The sequence below is a fragment of the Streptomyces sp. Isolate_45 genome (genome assembly GCF_024721315.2).
Lineage (GTDB): Bacteria > Actinomycetota > Actinomycetes > Streptomycetales > Streptomycetaceae > Streptomyces.
In genome coordinates, this window is record NZ_JANFAK020000036.1 from 1 (window position 1) to 20,370 (window position 20,370).

Genomic DNA, 20,370 nt, shown 5'->3' on the forward strand with positions numbered 1-20,370 from the left:
CCCCGGGGGGCCGCCCCCTGCCGGCGCCGCTGGCCGTGGCGCGCTGGTGGGACCCACCGCCGACCCCGTACGCGGCCGGGCACCGGGGCGTCGACCTGTCCGCCCCGGTCGGCGCGGAGCTGCGCGCCGTCGGCCCGGGGCGGGTCCACCACGCGGGGCCGGTGGCCGGCCGCGGGGTGCTCTCGCTGACCCTCCCGGGCGGCCTGCGCACCACCTACGAGCCGGTCCGGCCTTTGGTCGCGGAAGGCGAGACGGTGGAAGCGGGCCAGGTCGTGGCCGTCCTCGCGGCGGGCTCCCACTGCGCGACCCCTTGCCTCCACTGGGGCCTGCTCGCGGGCGAGGACCTGTACCGCAACCCGCTCACCCTGCTTCCCCGCCCGACCCCCCGACTGCTCCCGACCGCACAAGGCCCGACGACCCCGGACGACACCGCCACGGCCGCACCGCGCACCGCCTCGGCCGCCGGGTCCGGCGGATACCTCGGAGCCGACGGCGGCAGCGCCTTCTCCCTCTCCGGCACCGACCGACACGGGTTCGCCATGACTACGCGGACCGCCGACCGGTGGTCGGGGCTTCGCGCCCGCACCGCGTTGCCGACCGAGGGCCCCGGAACGCGGCCGAGAACCCCCGGTGGGAGCCGACCTCGGTCGACACGGCGAGCGACACGGCGAACAGGACCCGGCTCCCGACCCCGGCGAGCCGGGGCCGCGGCACTGCGGACCGGACCTGGCCTTAGCCGCCCGGTCCACGCCTAGTCACGGCCAGGACCCCACCTCCTGCCGGCGGATCACGATGGCGGATCGGAGGCCTCGGCCCGGAACGACGCATCCGGACCACGGGCCGGGATCCCCGGCCCGAACCGGCGGGACGGTGAGGAACCCTGTCCGGGCCGTCAGCCGCTCACGCCCCGCAGGGCCATGGCGACAGCCGCATCCGTGACCACGACCGGGTCCTCCGCGGCGCCGAGCTCGATCCGGCGGACTGCCGCGTCGACGACGCCCTGCAGCAGCATCGCGGCCAGTCGCGGCTCGTTCTGCCCCAGCGCCGCCAGGGCCTCGACGATCATCGCCACCAGGCCGCCGTGCGCGGCGCGGATCTTCTCCCGCGCGCCCGCGTCGAGCTCGCTCGCGGAGATCGCCACCACCGCCCGGTGCCGCCGGTCCCCGACCAGCCCCAGCTGGCTGCGCACGTACGCCTCGATCTTCGCCTCCGGCGTCTGCGCCGCCTCCATCGCGGCTTCGATCTCGGCGGCCCAGACGGGGAAGTCCACGGCGCACAGCTCTTCGACGACAGCCGCGCGCGACCGGAAGTACTCGTACACGGAGGACCGGGCGAGGCCGGTGCGTTCCGCGAGGGCGGGGAAGGTCAGCGCCTCCGTCCCGCCTTCGGACAGCAGGGAGCGCGCGGCGTCCAACAGGGCGCCGCGCTGCATCGACCGGTGCTCGGCCACGGAGGCCGCTCGAATCCTGGGCACGTGACCACTCTACGGAGGTTCCGCGGGGTCATCACGGGCCGATCGGCTCAGCGGCCGACATCGGCCAGCTTCGCGCGCAGCTGGAGGACCGATTTGGTGTGGATCTGGCTGACCCGGCTCTCGGTGACGCCCAGCACGTTGCCGATCTCGGCGAGCGTGAGGCCCTCGTAGTAGTAGAGGGTCACCACCGTCTTCTCACGCTCCGGCAGGGTGTTGATGGCGCGCGCGAGCAGCCGCCGCAACTCCCGGTCCTCGGCCACCGCGACCGGGTTGTCGGCGGCGTGGTCCTCCAGGGTGTCCATCAGTGAGAGCCGGTCACCGCCCTCGCCCCCGACGTGCAGCAACTCCTCCAGGGCCACCACGTTGGCCAGGGACAACTGGCTGAACACCGTGTGGAGTTCCTCCACCGCGATGCCCATCTCCGCGGCGACCTCGATCTCGGTGGGGGTGCGCCGCAGTTGTGCCTCCAGCGTGGCGTACGCGCGCTCCACCGCCCGCGCCTTCTGCCGCACGGAACGCGGGATCCAGTCCAGCGCGCGCAGTTCGTCGATCATCGCGCCGCGAATCCGGGTGATCGCGTACGTCTCGAACTTGATGGAACGCTCGATGTCGAACTTCTCGATCGCGTCGATCAGACCGAAGACCCCGGACGAGACGAAGTCGGCCTGCTCCACGTTGGGCGGCAGGCCCACGCTGACCCGACCCGCCACGTACTTCACCAACGGCGAATAGTGCAGGATCAGCTGCTCCCTCAGGCGCTCGTCACCCGAGTCCTTGTATGAGCGCCAGAGGACCTCCAGGGACGAGGGCGCGGTGGACCGCACGCTGCCACGAGCAGCGGGGGGCACCGCAGCGCGGTCGGACCCTGAGGTGTGCTGGGGCATGCTTCGCCTTTGCCGGAGCGGGATTCCTTGGGAGCGTAGCGTGACGGAAGTGTCGCGGTGCGCGAAGAGTACGGGATGGCGCGGGGCCGTCGGGGCGCCCGGACTCGCGCGGGCCACCCGGGACCGGCGCCTGGCGCTCGGCCCCGGCGGTTGCCACCGGGAAGACCGCGTCTCTCATCGCCGTCACTCTTTCACCGGAACGCCCCAGGTCAACGACCGCCTCGCCGGGCGGCTCCCGATTGCACGCCCGCTCCCGGCCCCTGCCTGGTCAACTGCCAGGCGTCGCCCTGCCGTTCGACGAACCCCAGGGAGTGAAGTTCGTACAGTCTGCCGATGACTTCATCGGTACCGACGCCCGCTGCGAGGGAGATCGCGTCGAGGTCCGCGGGCCGGCCGGCAGGCAGGGCTTCGAGCACCCGTACGGTGTCCCGGTCCAGGAGGTCTCGGGCTAGTACCGGGCCGCGCCGCTCGGGTGCCAGCTCCCCGATGGCGCCGACGAGTTCGACGACCTCGGCGGCATCCGTCACCAGCAGCCCCTCGCCGCGCAGGAGTTCGTGCACACCGCCCGACAGCCCGCTGGTCGCGGGACCGGGGACGCCCATGGTCAGGCGGCCGAGCTGCTGGGCCCGCCGGGCCGTGACCAGGGAGCCGCTGCGGTGCGCCGCCTCCACGACGACAGTGCCCCGGGTGAGGGCGGCGATGACGCGGTTGCGCAATACGAACCTGCTCGGCGTGGGGTGGCTGCCCGGCGGCAGTTCGCCGAGGACGAGACCCTGGCCGCTGATCCGACCGAGCAGCCCGGCATGGCCGCGCGGGTAGGCCACGTCCACCCCGCACGCCAGCACCGCCGCGGTGGCGCCTCCCGCGGCGAGCGCGCCGCGGTGGGCCGCCGCGTCGATCCCGTACGCCGCGCCGGACACCACGACCCAACCGCGTTCCGCGAGCCCCGCGGCGAGGTTCTGCGCCATGTGGGCTCCGTACGGGGTGCAGGCGCGGGCCCCTACGACGGCGACCGAACGCAGGGCCCAGGTGCGCAGGTTGGGCCTGCCGCGCAGCCACAGGCCGACGGGGCGCGCGTCTCCGAGGTCGTCGAGCTGGGTCGGCCACTCCGGGGAGCCGGGGCGGACGAACCTGCAGTCGGCCGCCGCGGCCTCGGCGAGGTCCCGCCGGGGGTCGGCGGCGACGGCCCGGCCCCGGTATCCCGCGAGCCGTTCGGGCCCGACGCCGGTCAGGACCGCCGCCTCCGGCGCCGGGCCGGTCAGCAGCCGCATCAGCCCGACGGCGCCCCTGTCCCGGAGCCAGCGCCCGCCCCGCTCGTCCCCGGGCTCCAGCACCCGGGTCAGCGCGGCCCGGGCCAGCGTTTCCGCGTCCGGCCCGTCGGGCCCGGCGGCGGTCACGACGTCACCCCCTCGGCGAGCGCCGCGCCACGGGCGATCCCGGTGCGCAGCTCCAGCGCCACGGCCGCGTCCAACGCGTCGGGGCGGTCCCGTCCCCGTAGGTCGGCCACGGTCCAGGCGACCCGCAGCACCCGGTCCAGCCCCCGGGCGGTGAGCAGCCCGCGCTCCATGTCCCGCTCGGCCGCCGCCAGGGCGCCCGGTCCGGCGGGCCAGCGGGTGCGCAACTCGTACCCGGGGACTTCGCTGTTGAGCTTCCAGGGCGTGTCGGTGAGCCGTGCGGAGGCCCGCTCGCGGGCTTCCCGGACCCGGTCGGCGACGGCCGCACTGGTCTCGCCCCTGCCGCCGCGGCCGAGGAGGTCCGAGCGGGTGACCGGCTCCACCTGAACGCGCAGGTCCACCCGGTCGAGGAGGGGTCCGGACAGCCGCGCCTGGTAGCGCCGGACCAGCGAGGGGGGACATTCGCAGCCGGACCCGAGCACCGTGTGCCGCCCACAGGGGCAGGGGTTGGCCGCGAGCACCATCAGGAACCTGGCCGGTAACCGCACCACTCCGGCGGCCCTGGCGATGACCACGTGCCCCGCCTCCAGGGGCTGGCGCAGGGCGTCGAGGGCCTTGGCGCTGAACTCGGCGGCCTCGTCCAGGAACAGGACGCCCCGGTGGGCCAGGGACACCGCCCCGGGTCGGGGGATCCCCGCCCCACCTCCGACGAGGGACTGCATGGTCGCGGAGTGGTGCGGGGCGCAGTACGGGGCCCTGCCGACGAGGGGTTCCCCGGGCGGCAGGATTCCCGCGACCGAGTGGACGGCGGTCACCTCCAGGGAGTCCTGCCGGGTGAGGGGCGGGATGATCCAGGGGATCCGCTCGGCCAGCATCGTCTTCCCCGCGCCCGGGGGCCCGCTCAGGAACAGGTGGTGGCCACCGGCGGCCGCGACTTCCAGGGCGCGGCGGGCTCCGTGCTGCCCGGCGACGTCGGCGAGGTCCGGGTGGTCCCCGGTGTCGCCCGCGCTCCGGGAGAGGCCCGTACCGAGCCCGGCGCCGGGGAGGGCGAGGCCCGCGAGCATGGCGTCGGGCCGCCCCGCCCGGTCGGGCGGCTCCTCGTCGGGCGGTTCCGCGTCGGTCAGCACCGCGATCAGTTGCCGCAGGCTGCGCACTCCCAGCACCGACACGTCCGGGACGAGGCAGGCCTCCGCGGCGCACTGCTGCGGCACCACCACCTGCCGGTACCCGGCCTCGGCGGCGGCGAGCACCGCCGGCAGGATGCCGCGGACGGGACGGACCCGGCCGTCGAGACCGAGCTCCCCGATGAGGACGAGGTCGGCGATCACTGCGGGGTCGATCACCTCGGCGGCACCGAGGACCGCCACGGCGACGGCGAGGTCGAAATGGGCCCCCGCCTTCGGGACGGACGCCGGGCTGAGCCCGACGGTGAGCTTCTTCTGCGGCCACTGGGCACCGGAGTTCACCACGGCGGCCCGCACCCGGTCCCGGCTCTCCACCAGTGTCTTGTCGGGGAGCCCCACGAGCGTGAACGCCGCGACCCCCGGCTCCAGGTCGGCCTGAACCTCCACGACCACGCCCTCGACACCCACGAGGGCCACGGAGCAGGCTCGGGCGAACCCCATCAGGCCACCCCCCGCACGTGTTCCACCACGGGCGCACCACGCTGCGGCAGCAGCACCGCGACGAGGTCGATCCGTACGCCGCCGGGCGGCGGCCCCCCGTGGTCGGCCAGCCAACGCTCGGCGAGCCGGCGCAGTCGCGCGGCCTTGGCCGCCCGAACGGCGGCCAAGGGGTGTTCGAAGTTCCCCACGCGCCGCGTCTTGACCTCGCACACGACCAGGGCGTCCCCGTCCCGCGCGACGATGTCGACCTCGCCGCCCCGGCAGCGCCAGTTCCGTGCGATCACGGTCATCCCCGCCCGGGTCAGCGCCCGCGCGGCGAGGTCCTCCCCGTACCGCCCCAATGCCTGTTGTGCCACGCCCTTCGCGTTCATCCGGCACCACCTCCGGCACCGAAGATCCCGCGTCCCCGCCCACCGTGTGGATCTTGGTGGACAAGCGGACGGTTGTGGAAAACCCCCTCACTCCCCCGGGGGAACCATTTCGCCCCGCCGAAACCCGAAGGCCCCGGATCCGGACCCCCGCCCCGCCCCGTCCGACCGCCCGGCCGACCAACCGCCCGGGCGGGACCGCCAACCCCCGATCAGGCGCCCGGCAGCTCCAGGTCGGTCTTGTTGAGCTCCTCGATGTTCACGTCCTTGAAGGTCAGCACCCTGACCTGCTTGACGAAGCGGGCCGGCCGGTACATGTCCCAGACCCAGGCGTCCGCCATCGAGACCTCGAAGAAGACCTCCCCCTGGACCGAGTGCACCTGCATCTCGTAGTCGTTGGTGAGGTAGAACCGACGTTCGGTTTCGATCACGTACTTGAACAGCCCGACGACGTCGCGGTACTCCCGATAGAGCTTCAGCTCCATCTCGGTCTCGTACTTCTCGAGGTCCTCGGCACTCATGGCATGTTCCCCTTCAGCCGTGCGTCCCCCTATTGTGCGCCGGCACCCCGCGCCCCTAAACGATTTCCGGGGCCAGGACCACCGGAGCACCCGGAGGGCCGTCGTCGAGCAGTGTGCGGAGCAGCTCGGCGAGTCTGGTCGGGTACACCGTCTCACGCGCCGACAGCAGTTCCTCGGAGGTCCACCACCTCGCTCCCGTGACGCTGCGCCGTTCCAGCTCGGTGAGGCCGTCCAGCACGGTCTCGGTCCGGGCGGTGCGGGCGAGGAAGTACCACTCGTCCTGCTCCCAGCGCCGCCCGTCGAAGGGGAAGGCGCAGTACCGGCGCCACAGCACCGGCCCCAGGTCCACCTCGGTGATCCCGGTCTCCTCGGCGAGCTCCCGCAGTGCGGCCTCCTCCCTGGTCTCGGTCCCCTCCAGCCCGCCGCCGGGGGTGAACCACCAGTCGTCGGAGGGGTCCCCGGGTTCGAAGCCGTGGAGCAGCAGGATCCGGTCCGCGGGATCCAGCAGGACCACCCGGGACACCTTCCGGGGCTCCCGCCCCGCCCCCGCGCCCGACCCCGCACCGGCCGGGTCAGCGGCCACCGGAACGCTCCCGCCGGCCGCGCCCCCGAAGCCGTGCGAGCGGCCCGTACGCGGCTCCCAGCACCACCAGCACCGCTCCGGCCGCCACCGCGGTCACCTGGAGCAGCAGCGGCCCCGGCTGCGAGATGCCTCCGGGCAGGTCGGCGTAGGTGCGGGCCGGGTCCAGCATCCTCATCGACGGCCACGCCAGCGCGTCGACCCGGGCCGTCACCGCGGAGCGGGGCACGGTCCCCTGTCCGGCCTCCGTGAGGTGGGCCCTGGAGTCCAGGGAGGCCCCCCGCCGGTCGCCCAGCAGGAAGAGGTTGCCCTCGGGCACCTTCACCTCGAACGGCGTCCCCGATGCCGTCCCGGCGGCCACGGCCGCCGGGTCGGGCTGCGCGGGGGCCAGGTAGTCCTCGTCCAGCTCCTTGCCGTTCACGGTCAGCCGGCCGCCCTTGCCGCAGCAGGACACGGTGTCGCCGCCGACCGCGACGACCCGCTTGACCATGGGCGAGTCGCTCCACTGGGCGTCCTTGAAGACGACCACGTCCCCGCGCCTCACCTCGGCGCCGTCGATCCGCTGGGCGAGCACCCGGTTGCCGGGGTTGACCGTCGGGACCATCGAGTCCGTCGGCACGGTGTACGGCTGGTACACGATCGCGCCCCAGACGAAACCTCCGAGGAAGAGCACAAAACCGATGGCCACGGCCAGTCCCGACAATGTGTTGCCGAGACCGCCGCGGCCATCCTTGCCACCACGTATACGTGTACCGCTCGCCTGCGTTCCGCCCATTGCAGCGCCCCCACACCTCGGAGATCGTCGACCTGGGCGGCACCCTACCGGGCGGTACGGCCCTTGGTCAGCCTCCGCCGGCGCCACAGGACGAGCGGCACGGCCCCGGTGAGCCCGAGGGCGGCCGGGCCGAGCCCGACGGGCGCCGGTCCGGCGGCTCCGAGGCCGAGCGCGGTCGCCGCGGCCTGGTTGCCGATGCCGGGCTGGTCGAAGGTGTCCGGGATCGGCAGCGTGGACCAGCGGGTGACCGGCCAGGCGACGACCACGGCGCGCCCGACGACCTTGTCGACCGGTACGAAGCCCTGGGTGGAGTCCTGCATGTGCCAGCGGGAGTCCCGGGAGTTCTGCCGGTGGTCGCCCATCACCCAGATCTTGTCCTTGGGCACCTTGATGGGCCCGAAGGGGGCGTCGTCGCACGGGGTGTTGCCGGGGAAGATGTACGGCTCGTCGAGTTCCTTGCCGTTGACGACGACCGGTCCCCCCTTCTTGCACGAGACCGTGTCCCCGCCGATGGCGATGGTCCGCTTGATCAGGTCCTTCTCCTCGGCGGACGGCATGAGGCCGATCCAGCTGAGGGCCTTCTGCGCGAGGTTCGGCTCCGGCGTGGGCTGGTCGGACAGCCAGTCCGCGGGGTCGTGGAAGACGACGACCTCGCCGCGCTCGGGCTCCGAACCGAACCACGGGGTCAGCTTGTCCACCAGGACCCGGTCGCCCCGCTGCAGCGTGTTCTGCATCGAGTCGGACGGGATCGAGAACGCCTGGACCAGGAACGTCTTGATCAGCAGGGCCAGCAGCAGGGCGATACCGATCAGGAGCGGCAGCTCCTTCCAGAAGGAACGCTGCGGGCTCTCCTCGGCGGCGTCCTCCTCGGTCTCGCGCTCGACGGCGTCGTCCGGCCGCTCCTCGCCCTCGTCGCGTCCGGATCGTGCGCCTACCGCCACATCCCCCACATCCACTCCTCAATCGAGAATCGCGGCCCGCTCCAATGGGAAAACGGGCCCTCCCCTCCCTTAACGAGCGGGAGTTCCCTAAGGCGCGGGAGACCAAGGACACACTATGCGAACGCCGTGCCCCCACGGCGCCCGCCCGGCCCGCGCCGCCGCCCGCGCCGGGCCTGGTCGGGCACGGTGAGGAAGGTCGCCGGCTGCTCCAGCCTGCGCCAGTGATCGAAGGGCCAGGCGATCACCACGGCCTCCCCGACCACCTTCTCCTCGTCGATCGTGCCTTCGAACGCCTCGTCCAGGTGGAACCGGGAGTCGGCCGAGTTGGCCCGGTGATCGCCCATGACGAACAGCCGCCCGGCCGGGACCTTCACCTCGAAGCGGATCTCCGAGGGCGCGTTGCCCGGTGACACGTACGGCTCATCGAGCGGCGCGCCGTTGACGGTCACGCGGCCCCGGTCGTCGCAGCACTTCACGGTGTCGCCGCCCACGCCGATGACCCGCTTGATCAGGTCCTGCTCGTCGGCGGAGGGCAGCAGGCCGATGAAGGTCAGGGTCTCCTTGATCTGCTTGATCCCGGCCGGGTCCTTGGGCGGACGGGCCGCCTCTCCCTTGAGCCAGCCGCCCGGGTCCTCGAAGACGACGACGTCCCCGCGCTCGACCTCGGAGCCGAACCACGGCGTCAGCTTGTCCACGAGGACGCGGTCGCCGATCCGGATCGTCTGTTCCATCGAACCGGACGGGATGAAGAAGGCCTGCACCAGGAACGTCTTGAGCACCAGGGCGATGCACAGCGCGACCACCACCAGCAGCGGCAGCTCGCCCACCCGCCGGGTACGCCGGCGCCGCCGGACCCGGCGCGCCACCCGGCGCCGCTCCGCCCGGCTTCCGCCCTCGCCCGGACCGGAGCCCGAACCCGAACCGGAACCCGGACCGGATCCCGGACCGGGGTCCGACCTCCGCCCGGATCCCGCCTCCGCCCCCGCGGCGCCCACCCGGTCCGAGCGCGACTCCGCGCCCGGCCGTGCTCCGGCGTCTGGCCGCGCCGCGGCGTCCGCTTCCATGCCGATGCCGCGCCACGCGCCGAAGTCCGTACGTCCGGAAGGGCGCTTGGGCTTGCGGGCCGTACGTCCGGAGGGGGTCTCCGCGGGTCCCTGCGACCGGGATCCCGGCTTGCGTCCGCCCTTCGGGCGCCCCCGGCTACCCATGCGGGCCACCGCCCGGCCCGTCGCCGGCGCCCGCCACGGAACCCCAGCGCGAGACCGGCCAGCCGATCCAGTCGGCCCGCCCGATCACCTTCTCCACCGGCACCATCCCCCCGCCCGGCTCACCGAGGTGGTCGCGCGAGTCCCGGGACTGGGACCGGTGGTCACCCATCACCCACAGGGTGCCCAGTGGCACGACGATGCGGAAGGGCACCTTCGAGGGGGTGTCGCCGGGAAAGAGGTACGGCTCGTCGAGCGGGACGCCGTTGACCTGGATCCGGCCGCCCGCGTCGCAGCACACCACGTCGTCCCCTCCGACGCCCACGACCCGCTTCACGAAGTCGGTGTCGGGCGGCTGGACCAGCCCGAGCGCCGATCCGGCGCCGCGCAGGACCTCGCCGACCGGGTTGCCCTCGGCCCGTTCCCTCACGAAGGACCCGGTGCCGTCGAAGACCACCACGTCCCCGCGCCGCGGGCCGTCGCCGAACCGGTACGCCAGCTTGTTGACCAGGAGCCGGTCGCCGACCCGGAGCGTCGGTTCCATCGAGTGGCTCGGAATCAGGAAGGGCTGTACGACGAAGTTCCCGAGCAGCAGCAGGAAGACCGCGCAGATCACGCCGAGCACCCCGGCCCGCCGCCAGGCCGGCACCCCCGAAAACACAGAACGCGACCCCTCCGCCCCCTTCTCGGGGGCGGAGTGGCCGCGTTGTGTGAGATCTGCTTCGGTGTCCATCGCAGGCGAGCCTATCCGGCCGCCCACTGGATCCGGAGCGGAGATCAGCGGTCGCGCTTCTCCTTGATCTTCGCGGCCTTGCCGCGGAGCTCACGGAGGAAGTACAGCTTGGCGCGACGCACGTCACCGCGGGTGACGAGCTCGATCTTCTCGAAGATCGGGGAGTGGACCGGGAAGGTGCGCTCCACGCCGACGCTGAAGGAGACCTTGCGGACGGTGAAGGTCTCGGAGACGCCAGAGCCCTGGCGACGGATGACTACACCCTTGAACTGCTGGATACGGGAGCGGTTGCCCTCGATCACGCGGACGTGCACGTTGATCGTGTCACCCGGGCGGAAGGCCGGGACGTCGGTGCGCAGCGAGGCGGCGTTGACGCCATCGAGCAGGTGAGACATGGAGTTCGTCTGCTTTCTTCGCACGACGCCACAGGTCGCCGGTGCGGATTTCCGTAGAGAATTCGGGAGTCGTGTCACGTCGCCGACGACGGTCCCCCTGTGGCAGGGGCGCCCGCGAGCACACAACAGCCGCCTATTCTTCCACGGCGGCGGGCCTGCGCCAAAATCGGCCGTCGGCGGTCGGCTTCCAGCCCAGGATGCTCAGGATCTCGCGGTCCTTCTTGTCGAAGGCGGTGGCCTCGCAGCGCTCGATCAGGTCCGGGCGGTTCCGCGCGGTACGGCGGAACGCCTCGTCCCGGCGCCAGCGGGCGATCTTCCCGTGGTGACCGCTGAGCAGCACCTCGGGGATGCCGCGTCCGCGCCACTCCGGGGGCTTCGTGTAGACGGGGCCTTCCAGCAGGTTGGCCATCTCGCCGGGGGCGAAGGAGTCGTCCCGGTGCGATTCGGCGTTGCCCAGCACTCCGGGCAGCAGCCGGGCCACTGCCTCGGTGACGACCAGGACGGCGGCCTCGCCGCCGGCCAGTACGTAGTCGCCGATGGAGACCTCGTAGACCGGCAGGCGGGTCGCGTACTCGTCCATGACGCGGCGGTCGATGCCCTCGTACCGGGCCGGCGTGAAGATCAGCCAGGGGCGCTCGGACAACTCGACGGCCAGTTCCTGGGTGAAGGGCCGACCGCTGGGGGTGGGGACGACCAGGACCGGGCCGTGTGCCCCGGACTCGTAGCCGTCGGCCAGTGCCGCGTCGAGGGCCTCGCCCCACGGGTCGGTCTTCATGACCATGCCGGGGCCGCCGCCGTACGGGGTGTCGTCGACCGTGTTGTGCCGGTCGTACGTCCAGTCCCGCAGGTCGTGGACGTGCACGTCGAGCTGTCCGCGGGCCCGCGCCTTGCCGACGAGGGAGACGTTCAGCGGTTCGAGGTACTCGGGAAAGATCGTGACGACGTCCAGCCGCATCAGGCGGTGCCCTCGGCCTTCGCGTCGCCCTCGACCTTCGCGTCGCCCTCGGCGCTCGCGTCGCCCTCGGCGTCACGCGCGGAGGCGATCTCGGCGCGGTCGTCGATCAGCCCGGGCGGCGGGGTGATGACACAGCGCTGCTCCTCCAGGTCGATCTCGGCGACGATCTCCTCGACGAAGGGGATCATCACCTCGGTCCCGTCGGGGCGCTCGACGATGAAGAGGTCCTGCGAGGGCAGGTGGGAGATCTCGGTGATGCGGCCGATCGGGGTTCCGTCGGCGAGCACCACGTCCAGGTCCATCAGCTGGTGGTCGTAGTACTCGTCGGGCTCGTCCGGCAGTTCCGCCGGGTCGACCTCGGCGATGAGGAGGATGTTGCGCAGCGCCTCGGCTCCGGTGCGGTCCTTGACGCCGGCGAAGCGGAGGAGGAGCCGGCCGCTGTGGACCCGCCCCGTCTCGATGGTCAGCGGACCCGCCGACGCCGGTTCGGTCCGCAGGACGGCGCCCGGCCCGAGCCGCAGCTCGGGCTCGTCGGTCCGCACCTCGACGGTGACCTCACCCTTGATCCCGTGGGCGCGGCCGATCCGCGCGACTACCAGCTCCACTGTGTGTCCTTCTCCCTTGCGCGGCCGACCCGCCGCCGCTCCCGCGGAGGTGTACCTCTCCGTCGTGGCTTCTCAGGTCAATGGTGACTCCGCCCGAGGGCGGAAACGACTCGGGCCGGGGTGGGCGACGAACGCCCTCCCCGGCCCGTGCCGGTGGTTCAACTACTCAGCGGACCTGGTCCACGTCGACGAGGTCGACGCGGATTCCCCGTCCGCCGATGGCACCCACGACGGTACGCAGGGCACGTGCGGTGCGGCCGTTGCGGCCGATCACCTTACCGAGGTCATCCGGGTGGACCCGGACCTCGAGCACCTGCCCGCGACGCAGGTTGCGCGAGGCGACCTGCACTTCGTCGGGGTTGTCCACAATGCCCTTCACGAGGTGCTCAAGAGCCTCCTCGAGCATGATCAGGCCTCGGTCGACTCGGCGGCGGCCTCAGCCTCGTCCGCCTTCTTGTCGGCCTTCTTGGCCTTCTGCGTGATGGCCTCGCCCTTGGTCTCGCCGATGCCCTCGAGGGCCTTGGCGAACTCGTCGAAGGTGCGACGCTTGCTTTCCTTGGTCTCCGGCTGCAGCAGCGGCGCGGGGGCCGGGAGGCCCTTGTGCGCCTGCCAGTCACCGGTCAGCTTCAGGATGGCGAGCACAGCCTCGGTGGGCTGGGCGCCGACCGACAGCCAGTACTGCGCACGCTCGGCGTTGACCTCGATGCGCGACGGGTTGTAGGTCGGGTGGTAGATACCGATCTCTTCGATCGCGCGACCGTCCCGACGGGTACGGGCGTCGGCGACGACGATGCGGTAGTGCGGCTGGCGAATCTTGCCGAGGCGCTTGAGCTTGATCTTGACTGCCACTGGAGTGGTGTCTCCTGAACTTGACGTGGTTGGGCACATGAGATGCCACGTGGGGTTGCGGTACTCGGGTGCCCGATGGACGCGTCAGCCGGAGGAGAGAGGGGTCCTATGCGACTGTCGAGTACAGCTAGCCATTGTGCCATACGCCTGCGGCACGCTCGCCCGCGAGAGGCGCGCCGACCCGGCCCGGAACCGCCCCGGGCCGCTACGAGGCGGCCGCGGTGACGACCACGTCCGGGATGCGGAACGGCTTCATGCAGCCGCCGCACACGATCGGCGCCTGGGCCAGCACCGACGGGACCACGCGTACGTTGCGCCCGCAGTCGCAGACCGCCTTGACCCGTACTCCGCCACCGGAGGAGCCGTGGCGGGCGGCGGGGCCGCGGAAGCTGCGCTTGGTGTCGGCCGCGGTGGCGACCGTGTGGGCCTTGAGGGCGCGCTGGAGCCGCTCGATGGTGGGGCGGTAGCGCTTCTTCGCCTCGGGATTGAGCGAGACCAGGGAGAAGCCGCTACTGGCGTGCGGTTCCTCGGAGTGGTCCAGCCCCATCTCCTCGGCGATCGCGAGGAATCTGCGGTTGTGGTAGCGGCCGGCCCGGGAGGTGTCCCGGACTCCGCGGGCGGCTGCGATGCCGTGGACTGCCTCGTGCAGCAGTCGCTCGAAGGAGAGCTCGGCGCCGCAGGCGGACGAGGACTCTCCGATCAGGGACTCGGGCGCGGCAAGGTCAGGCAGCTCGGGGTGGTACCGCTGAATGTCGGCCCACGCCTGCGCCAGCTCTGCGGCGAGAACAGGTGGTGTCGTGCTCACGTCGTGACAACGAGCCGGGGTGCCCCGGTGTTCCGATTCCGGGCCATTCCAAATTTTTTGCACGTACCAGTCAGTTCAGCCTCATGCGTCCGGAGGAGGACGGGTGCGTCGATCTCAGGAGGAGTCGGTACGTAACGAGGACCACGAACGGCCACGCCCCCGGTGCGCGGCCGAAGCCGCACGCCGGGGGCGTGGCTCTGGAACTCAGTACGAGCGCGCGACGATGGCGAGCGTACCCGGGGCGTCGTCCGTCGCCGGAACCGACCCGTCCGGGGCGATCAGACAGCGCACGGAGACGGCCTGCTCGGCCAGCTTGGCCTCACCCTCGGGGCCCAGGTCGGCCCACGGGATGCGCGCCCAGCCACCGGCGATGGCGGCCTCGGCGGCCTCCTCGATGGTCGCGACGTCCGACGTGCGGGACTCGCGGCGCTCCCGGGACTCGCGCAGCAGCTGCGCCTGGTCCTCGTCCAGGACCTTGGGCAGCAGGTCGGCGAGCGCGTCGATCTGCACCGGGGTCTTGCCGCCCGGGATGCGGCGGGCCAGCATCGCGGTGCCGGCCTCCAGGTCGCGGGGGCCGATCTCGATGCGGACCGGTACGCCCTTGAGCTCCCAGTCCACGGCGCGGCGACCGAAGGGGGTGTCGACGCGGTCGTCGACGAACACCCGCAGTCCGGCGGCCTTGAGCTGGGCGCCCAGCTCGCGGACCTTGGTCACGGCCTCGTCGCCCTTGATCGCCATGACGACGACCTGGACGTGCGCGAGGCGCGGCGGGACCCGCAGGCCGTTGTCGTCGCCGTGGGACATGATCAGGCCGCCGACCATGCGGGTGGAAACGCCCCAGGAGGTCTGCCAGACGAGCTCCTGCTTGCCTTCCTTCGACAGGTACTGCGTGTTGAAGGCCTTGGCGAAGTTGGTGCCGAGCTCGTGGCTGGTGCCCAGCTGGAGGGCCTTGCCGTCACCCATCATGCCTTCGAGGGTGAGGGTGTTGATGGCTCCGGCGAAGCGCTCCTTGGCGGTCTTGCGGCCGAGGACGACGTCGATGGCGAGGACGTTCTTCATGAAGTCGCCGTAGACGTCGGTGTGGATCCGCGCCGCGTAGTCGCGGGCGTCCTCGTAGGTGGCGTGGGCCGTGTGGCCCTCCTGCCAGAGGAACTCGCTCGTACGGAGGAACACGCGGGGGCGCATCTCCCAGCGGACCACGTTGGCCCACTGGTTGATCAGCAGGGGCAGGTCGCGGTAGCTCTGGACCCACTTGGAGAAGTAGTCGTTGATGATCGTCTCGGAGGTCGGCCGGACGACGACCGGCTCGTCGAGCTCCTTGCCGCCGCCGTGCGTGACGACCGCGAGCTCGGGGGCGAAGCCCTCGACGTGCTCCGCTTCCTTCGTCAGGTAGGACTGCGGGATGAAGAGCGGGAAGTAGGCGTTCTGGGCGCCCGCGTCCTTGATCCGCGCGTCCATCTCCTGCTGCATCCGCTCCCACAGGCCGTAGCCGTACGGTCGGATGACCATGGTGCCGCGGACCGGACCGTTGTCGGCCAGCTCGGCCTTGTTGATCAGATCCTGGTACCAGCGGGGGAAATCCTCCGCCTGCGGGGTGAGAACGGGTGCCTTTGCCATGGCGCGAATGGTACGGCGCCGCGCGCGCCGAGCGTGAATCGGGTGGCGCGCTCCTCTGGACGCGGGGGCGAATGGGGAGTTCCCTGGCAACGGGGGCAAGGGGGCGATACGGAATCAGGAGCGCTCTTTCGATGACACCGACGCCGACGGCGACGCTCGTCGCCCGGGACTGGGCTGAGATCCAGGAACGGATGCTGGTACCGCTCTACGAGGCGGTCTACGACCGGCTGGAGGTCGGGCCGGGTGACCGGCTGCTGGGCCTCGGCTGTGGGGCGGGGCTGCCCCTGCTGCTGGCCGCGGGGCGGGGTGCCGCGGCCACGGGTGTGGAGGCGGATCCGGCCCGCCGGGCACTGGCCCGGGAACGACTGCTGGAGGTGGTGGCGGATCCCCCGGTGCCCGAGGAACGGCCGTACGACGTCCTGCTGGCCTTCTCACCGTCCCCGGGAGCGCTGGCCACGGCCCTGCCCGGGGTCCGGCGGGGCGGTGCCGTGGTGCTGGCCGACTGGGGTCCGCCGGAGCGGTGCACGGTGCCCGCGGTGCTGGGCGGCGGACCGGTGGGGCGGGACCTGGACACGATGGCGGCGGGGGCCGGGCTGGTGCCGGACGGCTCGGGGCGGGTGTTCTGCCCCTTCGGGTACGCGGACGTGGACAGCGCGGTGCGCGGTCTGCTGTCGACGGGGCTGTACGACGGCGCGGCCGATCCGGCGCTCGCGGAGAAGGAGCTGTCGGAGGCTCTTCACCCCTTCGAGCGGGGCGACGGCGCCGTCTGGCTGCCGAACATCTTCCGGTACGTCGTCGCCCGCGTGGCCTAACGCGACCGTTCCGGTTCCGGCTCCCGTCCGGGGAGCGGGAACCGGATCCGGTCAGTCGGCGTCATCGGCCGGGCCGTGGTCCTTGGTGAGCCGCGGGACGCCGGCGGCCGCGTACGCCGCCGCCTCGTCGAGGGTTTCGGCGGCCAGCAGGGCCCGCGCGAGGTCGTCGAGCTGTGGGCGGTGCTCGCGCAGCAGGCGGCAGGCGTCCTCGTAGCACTCGTCGACGATCCGCCGCATCTCGTGGTCGACCGTGTCGAGGGTGGCGGGGGCGGCGGCGAGTCCGTAGGGGCTCTGGCCGTCGGAGGGGATGGCGGTGAGCCGGCCGACGCGTTCGCTCATGCCCCAGCGCCCGGCCATGCCGCGGGCGATGTTGGTGACCTGTTCGAGGTCGCTCTCCGAGCCCGTGGTGATGACGTCGTAGACGACGTGCTCGGCCGCCATGCCGCCGAGGGCCCCGATGATGCGACCGCGGAGGTACTCCTCGGTGAAGGCGTAGCGGTCGGCGTCCGGAGTGGACAGCGTGACGCCGAGCGCGCGGCCGCGCGGGACGATGGTGATCTTGCGGACGGGGTCGGCGCCGGGCTGGAGCATGCCCAGGAGGGCGTGTCCGCTCTCGTGGTAGGCCGTGCGGCGGCGCTCCTCCTCCGGCATGACCAGGGAGCGCTCGGCGCCCAGCTGGACCTTCTCCAGCGCGTCGGAGAGGTCGGCCGCGGTCACCGCCTCCTGGCCGCGTTTGACGGCGAGCAGCGCGCCCTCGTTGGCGAGGTTGGCCAGTTCGGCGCCGGTCATGCCCGGGGTGCTGCGGGCCACCCGGTCGAGGTCCACGTCCGGGGCGAGCGGGATGTCCCGGGTGTGGATGCGCAGGATGGCCTCGCGGCCCGGGCGGTCGGGCGGGGAGACGACCACGGTCCGGTCGAAGCGGCCGGGGCGGGTCAGGGCGGGGTCGAGGACGTCGGCCCGGTTGGTGGCGGCGAGGACGACGACGCCCTCCGAGCCGGAGAACCCGTCCATCTCGGTGAGGATCTGGTTCAGGGTCTGTTCGCGTTCGTCGTGGCCGCCCATGCCCGCGCCCGCGCCCCGGGCCCGGCCGATGGTGTCGATCTCGTCGATGAAGATGATCGCGGGGGCCACCTTGCGGGCCTCGGCGAAGAGTTCGCGGACCCGGGAGGCGCCGACGCCGACGATCATCTCGATGAACTCGGAGGCGGAGGCGGAGAAGAAGGGCACCCCCGCCTCTCCGGCGACCGCCCGGGCCAGCAGGGTCTTTCCGGTGCCGGGAGGGCCGGAGAGCAGGACGCCGCCGGGCATCCGGGCGCCCATCCTCCGGTACTGCTGGGGGTTCTTGAGGAAGTCGACGACGTCGTTGAGTTCGCCCTCGACCTCGTCGATGCCCGCCACGTCCTCGAAGGTGGTGCGCTGCGCTCCCTCCAGTTCCACCGGTTTGGGCGGTGCCTTGCGGCCGAGTCCGCCCGCTCCGCCCATCGCGGCGCCCATCCGGCGGGCGATGAGCACCCAGAGCAGGACCAGCAGCAGCATCGGGGCGAGGGAGATCAGGAGGTTGGCGAGGAAGCTGCGCTGGACGACGACCGGTGAGGCGGTCACGGTCACGTTCTGCTTGGTGAGGTCGGCCCACAGGGCGTCGTCGGCGAAGGCGGGGCGCTGCGTGACGAATTTGGTGTAGTCGCCCTTGTCCCCGTCGGGCAGCGGCTGTTTCGCCTTGAGTTGGCCCTGGATGGCGTCGCCCTTGGAGTAGATCTTCGAGACGTTGCCGTTGGTCACCTGCTTGCTGAACTCCGTGTAGGAGATGACCGGCTCGTCGCCCTCGTTGAAGAACGACAGGACGACGTTGGTGATGAGGTAGACGATCAGGGCGGCGAGGATCAGTCCGCGCCAGCCGCCGGGCATCTTCTTCCGGGGCGGCGGGGAGGGCGGTGCGCCCTCCGAACGCCAGGGCGTGTCGGCCCGGTCGCGCGGTGGTACGGGGGTGGGGCTGGGCACGGGGCCTCCTTATGCCGTCCTCCCGGCCGACGATAAGGGACAAACGTGATCATCGCCCCCGCAGGTCACCCGGTGGGGACCCCCGGGAAAAGGGAGGGCCCCGGCCGGGTGACCTCCTCGGTCACCTCCGGCCGGGGCCCTCCCCGACATGCGTGGCGTACGCCCTACTTCATGAACTTCTTGAACTCGTCCGGCAGGTCGAAGTCCTGGCCGGCCTGGCCGCCGCCCGCGGGGAGCCCGAACGGGTTGCCGGCCGCGGCCGGCTCGTCCGCCTGGGGACCCTGCTCGCGCCGGGCCGCGGCAGCGGCCTCCTCTTCCTTGCGCTTCATCGGGTTGCCGCTCTTGCGCTTGCCCTTGGCCTGCTTGACCTGCTTCTTCTGCCGGCCGGGGCCGCCACCCATGCCCGGGATGCCCGGCATTCCGGGCATGCCGCCGCCCTGGGCCATGCGGGACATCATCTTGCGGGCCTCGAAGAACCGCTCGACGAGGCTCTTGACGGCGCTGACCTCGACGCCGGAGCCCTTGGCGATGCGGGCGCGGCGGGAGCCGTTGATGATGTGCGGGTCGTGGCGCTCGGCCGGGGTCATCGACTTGATGATCGCGGCCGTGCGGTCGACGTCGCGCTCGTCGATGTTGTTGATCTGGTCCTTGATCTGACCCATGCCCGGCAGCATGCCGAGGAGCTTGGAGATGGACCCCATCTTGCGGACCTGCTCCATCTGGGCCAGGAAGTCGTCGAGCGTGAACTCCTTGGGGCCCTTGGCGAGCTTGGCCGCCATCTTCTCGGCCTCGGCCTGCGAGAAGGTCTTCTCGGCCTGCTCGATGAGGGTGAGCATGTCACCCATGTCGAGGATCCGGCCCGCCATGCGGTCCGGGTGGAAGGCGTCGAACTCGTCGAGCTTCTCGCCGTTCGAGGCGAACATGATCTGCTTGCCCGTGACGTGCGCGATGGAGAGCGCGGCACCACCGCGGGCGTCGCCGTCGAGCTTGGAGAGCACCACGCCGTCGAAGCCGACGCCGTCGCGGAAGGCCTCGGCGGTGTTGACCGCGTCCTGACCGATCATCGCGTCGACGACGAAGAGGATCTCGTCCGGGCTGACGGCGTCGCGGATGTCCGCGGCCTGCCGCATCAGCTCCTGGTCGATGCCGAGGCGGCCGGCGGTGTCGACGATCACGATGTCGAACTGCTTGGTGCGCGCGTACTCGACGGAGTCCTTCGCGACCTGGACCGGGTCGCCGACGCCGTTGCCCGGCTGGGGCGCGTAGACCGCGACGCCCGCGCGCTCGGCGACGACGGAGAGCTGGTTGACGGCGTTGGGGCGCTGGAGGTCGCACGCCACGAGGAGCGGGGAGTGGCCCTGCCCCTTCAGCCAGAGGCCGAGCTTTCCGGCGAGGGTGGTCTTACCGGCACCCTGGAGGCCCGCGAGCATGATCACGGTGGGTGCGGTCTTGGCGAACCGCAGACGGCGGGTCTCACCACCGAGGATGCCCACCAGCTCGTCGTTGACGATCTTCAGGACCTGCTGGCCGGGGTTCAGCGCCTTGCTGACCTCCTCGCCACGGGCCCTTTCCTTGACGTTCGCGATGAAGGAGCGGACCACGGGGAGCGCGACGTCGGCCTCAAGGAGGGCGATACGGATTTCCCGCGCCGCAGCGTCGATGTCCTGCTCGGAGAGGCGGCCTTTGCCCCGGAGGGACTTGAAGGTCGCGCTGAGGCGGTCGGAAAGCGTATCGAACACGGTGGTCGCGATTCCTCGGGTCGGGGGCGTGGTGGTCGTCCCCCAGGGTATCGGGCCGCGCCGCCTGCCCGGCCCTGCGGGCGCCATTGCCTTTC

21 protein-coding genes and 1 pseudogene are annotated in these 20,370 nt (G+C 72.1%); 2 read left to right on the forward strand and 20 right to left on the reverse strand.

All coding sequences use genetic code 11. From position 1 onward, the window contains the following. Positions 1 to 35 precede the first annotated feature (35 nt). Entirely contained in the window at positions 36 to 755 is a 720-nt protein-coding gene (locus tag NOD94_RS14405) for a M23 family metallopeptidase (protein WP_281206348.1), read from the forward strand. 137 nt (positions 756 to 892) lie between these two features. Here the strand turns inward: NOD94_RS14405 and NOD94_RS14410 are convergent, their stop codons facing one another. The 18 genes and pseudogenes from NOD94_RS14410 to proS all read right to left on the reverse strand — a co-directional run bounded on the left by NOD94_RS14410 (position 893) and on the right by proS (position 15,726). After that, positions 893 to 1,450 (reverse strand): TetR/AcrR family transcriptional regulator, encoded by a 558-nt coding sequence (locus NOD94_RS14410; RefSeq protein ID WP_281206349.1) that lies wholly within the window; start codon positions 1,448 to 1,450, stop codon positions 893 to 895. A 71-nt stretch (positions 1,451 to 1,521) separates the two neighbouring features. Next, positions 1,522 to 2,358, reverse strand: a complete 837-nt coding sequence (gene whiG, locus NOD94_RS14415; RefSeq protein ID WP_281206302.1) for an RNA polymerase sigma factor WhiG — start codon at positions 2,356 to 2,358, stop codon at positions 1,522 to 1,524. A gap of 209 nt (positions 2,359 to 2,567) precedes the next feature. Beyond that, the gene (gene dprA, locus NOD94_RS14420) at positions 2,568 to 3,755 is read right to left on the reverse strand and encodes a DNA-processing protein DprA (protein ID WP_281206303.1); all 1,188 of its coding nucleotides are present in this window, start codon (positions 3,753 to 3,755) and stop codon (positions 2,568 to 2,570) included. Then, a complete protein-coding gene (locus NOD94_RS14425; protein ID WP_281206304.1) occupies positions 3,752 to 5,377 on the reverse strand; it encodes a YifB family Mg chelatase-like AAA ATPase in 1,626 nt (541 codons plus the stop codon). Before NOD94_RS14425 ends, dprA begins: the two co-directional genes overlap by 4 nt. Continuing rightward, positions 5,377 to 5,748: a YraN family protein gene (locus NOD94_RS14430; RefSeq protein WP_281206305.1), complete on the reverse strand. Its 372-nt coding sequence runs from the start codon at positions 5,746 to 5,748 to the stop codon at positions 5,377 to 5,379. Before NOD94_RS14430 ends, NOD94_RS14425 begins: the two co-directional genes overlap by 1 nt. Positions 5,749 to 5,957: 209 nt before the next feature. Further along, positions 5,958 to 6,266 (reverse strand): DUF2469 domain-containing protein, encoded by a 309-nt coding sequence (locus tag NOD94_RS14435; protein WP_281206306.1) that lies wholly within the window; start codon positions 6,264 to 6,266, stop codon positions 5,958 to 5,960. A 55-nt stretch (positions 6,267 to 6,321) separates the two neighbouring features. Beyond that, complete coding sequence (locus NOD94_RS14440) at positions 6,322 to 6,849, reverse strand: NUDIX hydrolase (protein ID WP_281206307.1); 528 nt, start codon at positions 6,847 to 6,849, stop codon at positions 6,322 to 6,324. Then, the gene (gene lepB, locus NOD94_RS14445) at positions 6,839 to 7,621 is read right to left on the reverse strand and encodes a signal peptidase I (RefSeq protein ID WP_281206350.1); all 783 of its coding nucleotides are present in this window, start codon (positions 7,619 to 7,621) and stop codon (positions 6,839 to 6,841) included. The genes NOD94_RS14440 and lepB (NOD94_RS14445) overlap by 11 nt, the downstream gene beginning before the upstream one ends. Before the next feature lie 44 nt (positions 7,622 to 7,665). Further along, complete coding sequence (gene lepB, locus NOD94_RS14450; RefSeq protein ID WP_281206308.1) at positions 7,666 to 8,562, reverse strand: signal peptidase I; 897 nt, start codon at positions 8,560 to 8,562, stop codon at positions 7,666 to 7,668. Beyond that, positions 8,516 to 9,428 (reverse strand): annotated as a pseudogene (gene lepB, locus NOD94_RS14455) (signal peptidase I); the annotation flags it as partial. The gene lepB (NOD94_RS14450) and the pseudogene lepB (NOD94_RS14455), both read right to left, overlap by 47 nt. 334 nt (positions 9,429 to 9,762) lie before the next feature. Beyond that, positions 9,763 to 10,500 carry a signal peptidase I gene (lepB, locus tag NOD94_RS14460; protein WP_281206309.1) on the reverse strand — a complete coding sequence of 246 codons (738 nt, stop codon included), beginning with the start codon at positions 10,498 to 10,500 and terminating at the stop codon, positions 9,763 to 9,765. 44 nt (positions 10,501 to 10,544) lie between these two features. Continuing rightward, positions 10,545 to 10,895: a 50S ribosomal protein L19 gene (gene rplS, locus NOD94_RS14465; protein ID WP_030227407.1), complete on the reverse strand. Its 351-nt coding sequence runs from the start codon at positions 10,893 to 10,895 to the stop codon at positions 10,545 to 10,547. Between the two features lie 133 nt (positions 10,896 to 11,028). After that, positions 11,029 to 11,850 carry a tRNA (guanosine(37)-N1)-methyltransferase TrmD gene (gene trmD, locus NOD94_RS14470; RefSeq protein ID WP_281206310.1) on the reverse strand — a complete coding sequence of 274 codons (822 nt, stop codon included), beginning with the start codon at positions 11,848 to 11,850 and terminating at the stop codon, positions 11,029 to 11,031. Next, positions 11,850 to 12,455 (reverse strand): ribosome maturation factor RimM, encoded by a 606-nt coding sequence (gene rimM, locus NOD94_RS14475; protein ID WP_281206311.1) that lies wholly within the window; start codon positions 12,453 to 12,455, stop codon positions 11,850 to 11,852. The genes trmD and rimM overlap by 1 nt, the downstream gene beginning before the upstream one ends. Positions 12,456 to 12,621: 166 nt before the next feature. Next, positions 12,622 to 12,861, reverse strand: a complete 240-nt coding sequence (locus tag NOD94_RS14480) for an RNA-binding protein (RefSeq protein ID WP_030011889.1) — start codon at positions 12,859 to 12,861, stop codon at positions 12,622 to 12,624. Between the two features lie 2 nt (positions 12,862 to 12,863). After that, a complete protein-coding gene (rpsP, locus tag NOD94_RS14485) occupies positions 12,864 to 13,304 on the reverse strand; it encodes a 30S ribosomal protein S16 (RefSeq protein ID WP_281206312.1) in 441 nt (146 codons plus the stop codon). A gap of 205 nt (positions 13,305 to 13,509) precedes the next feature. Next, on the reverse strand, positions 13,510 to 14,109 hold the full coding sequence (locus NOD94_RS14490) for a hypothetical protein (RefSeq protein ID WP_281206313.1): 600 nt from the start codon (positions 14,107 to 14,109) through the stop codon (positions 13,510 to 13,512). Between the two features lie 204 nt (positions 14,110 to 14,313). Beyond that, on the reverse strand, positions 14,314 to 15,726 hold the full coding sequence (gene proS / locus NOD94_RS14495; RefSeq protein ID WP_281206314.1) for a proline--tRNA ligase: 1,413 nt from the start codon (positions 15,724 to 15,726) through the stop codon (positions 14,314 to 14,316). A gap of 131 nt (positions 15,727 to 15,857) precedes the next feature. On the opposite strand from proS, the gene NOD94_RS14500 reads away from it, so the two are divergent. Next, positions 15,858 to 16,538: a methyltransferase type 11 gene (locus NOD94_RS14500; RefSeq protein WP_281206315.1), complete on the forward strand. Its 681-nt coding sequence runs from the start codon at positions 15,858 to 15,860 to the stop codon at positions 16,536 to 16,538. A gap of 51 nt (positions 16,539 to 16,589) precedes the next feature. On the opposite strand, the gene ftsH is transcribed toward NOD94_RS14500, so the two are convergent. Both ftsH and ffh read right to left on the reverse strand, forming a co-directional pair. Next, positions 16,590 to 18,443, reverse strand: a complete 1,854-nt coding sequence (gene ftsH / locus NOD94_RS14505; protein WP_281206351.1) for an ATP-dependent zinc metalloprotease FtsH — start codon at positions 18,441 to 18,443, stop codon at positions 16,590 to 16,592. A gap of 257 nt (positions 18,444 to 18,700) precedes the next feature. Then, positions 18,701 to 20,275, reverse strand: coding sequence for a signal recognition particle protein (gene ffh / locus NOD94_RS14510; protein ID WP_281206316.1), 1,575 nt, complete (start codon positions 20,273 to 20,275; stop codon positions 18,701 to 18,703). Positions 20,276 to 20,370: the final 95 nt, after the last annotated feature.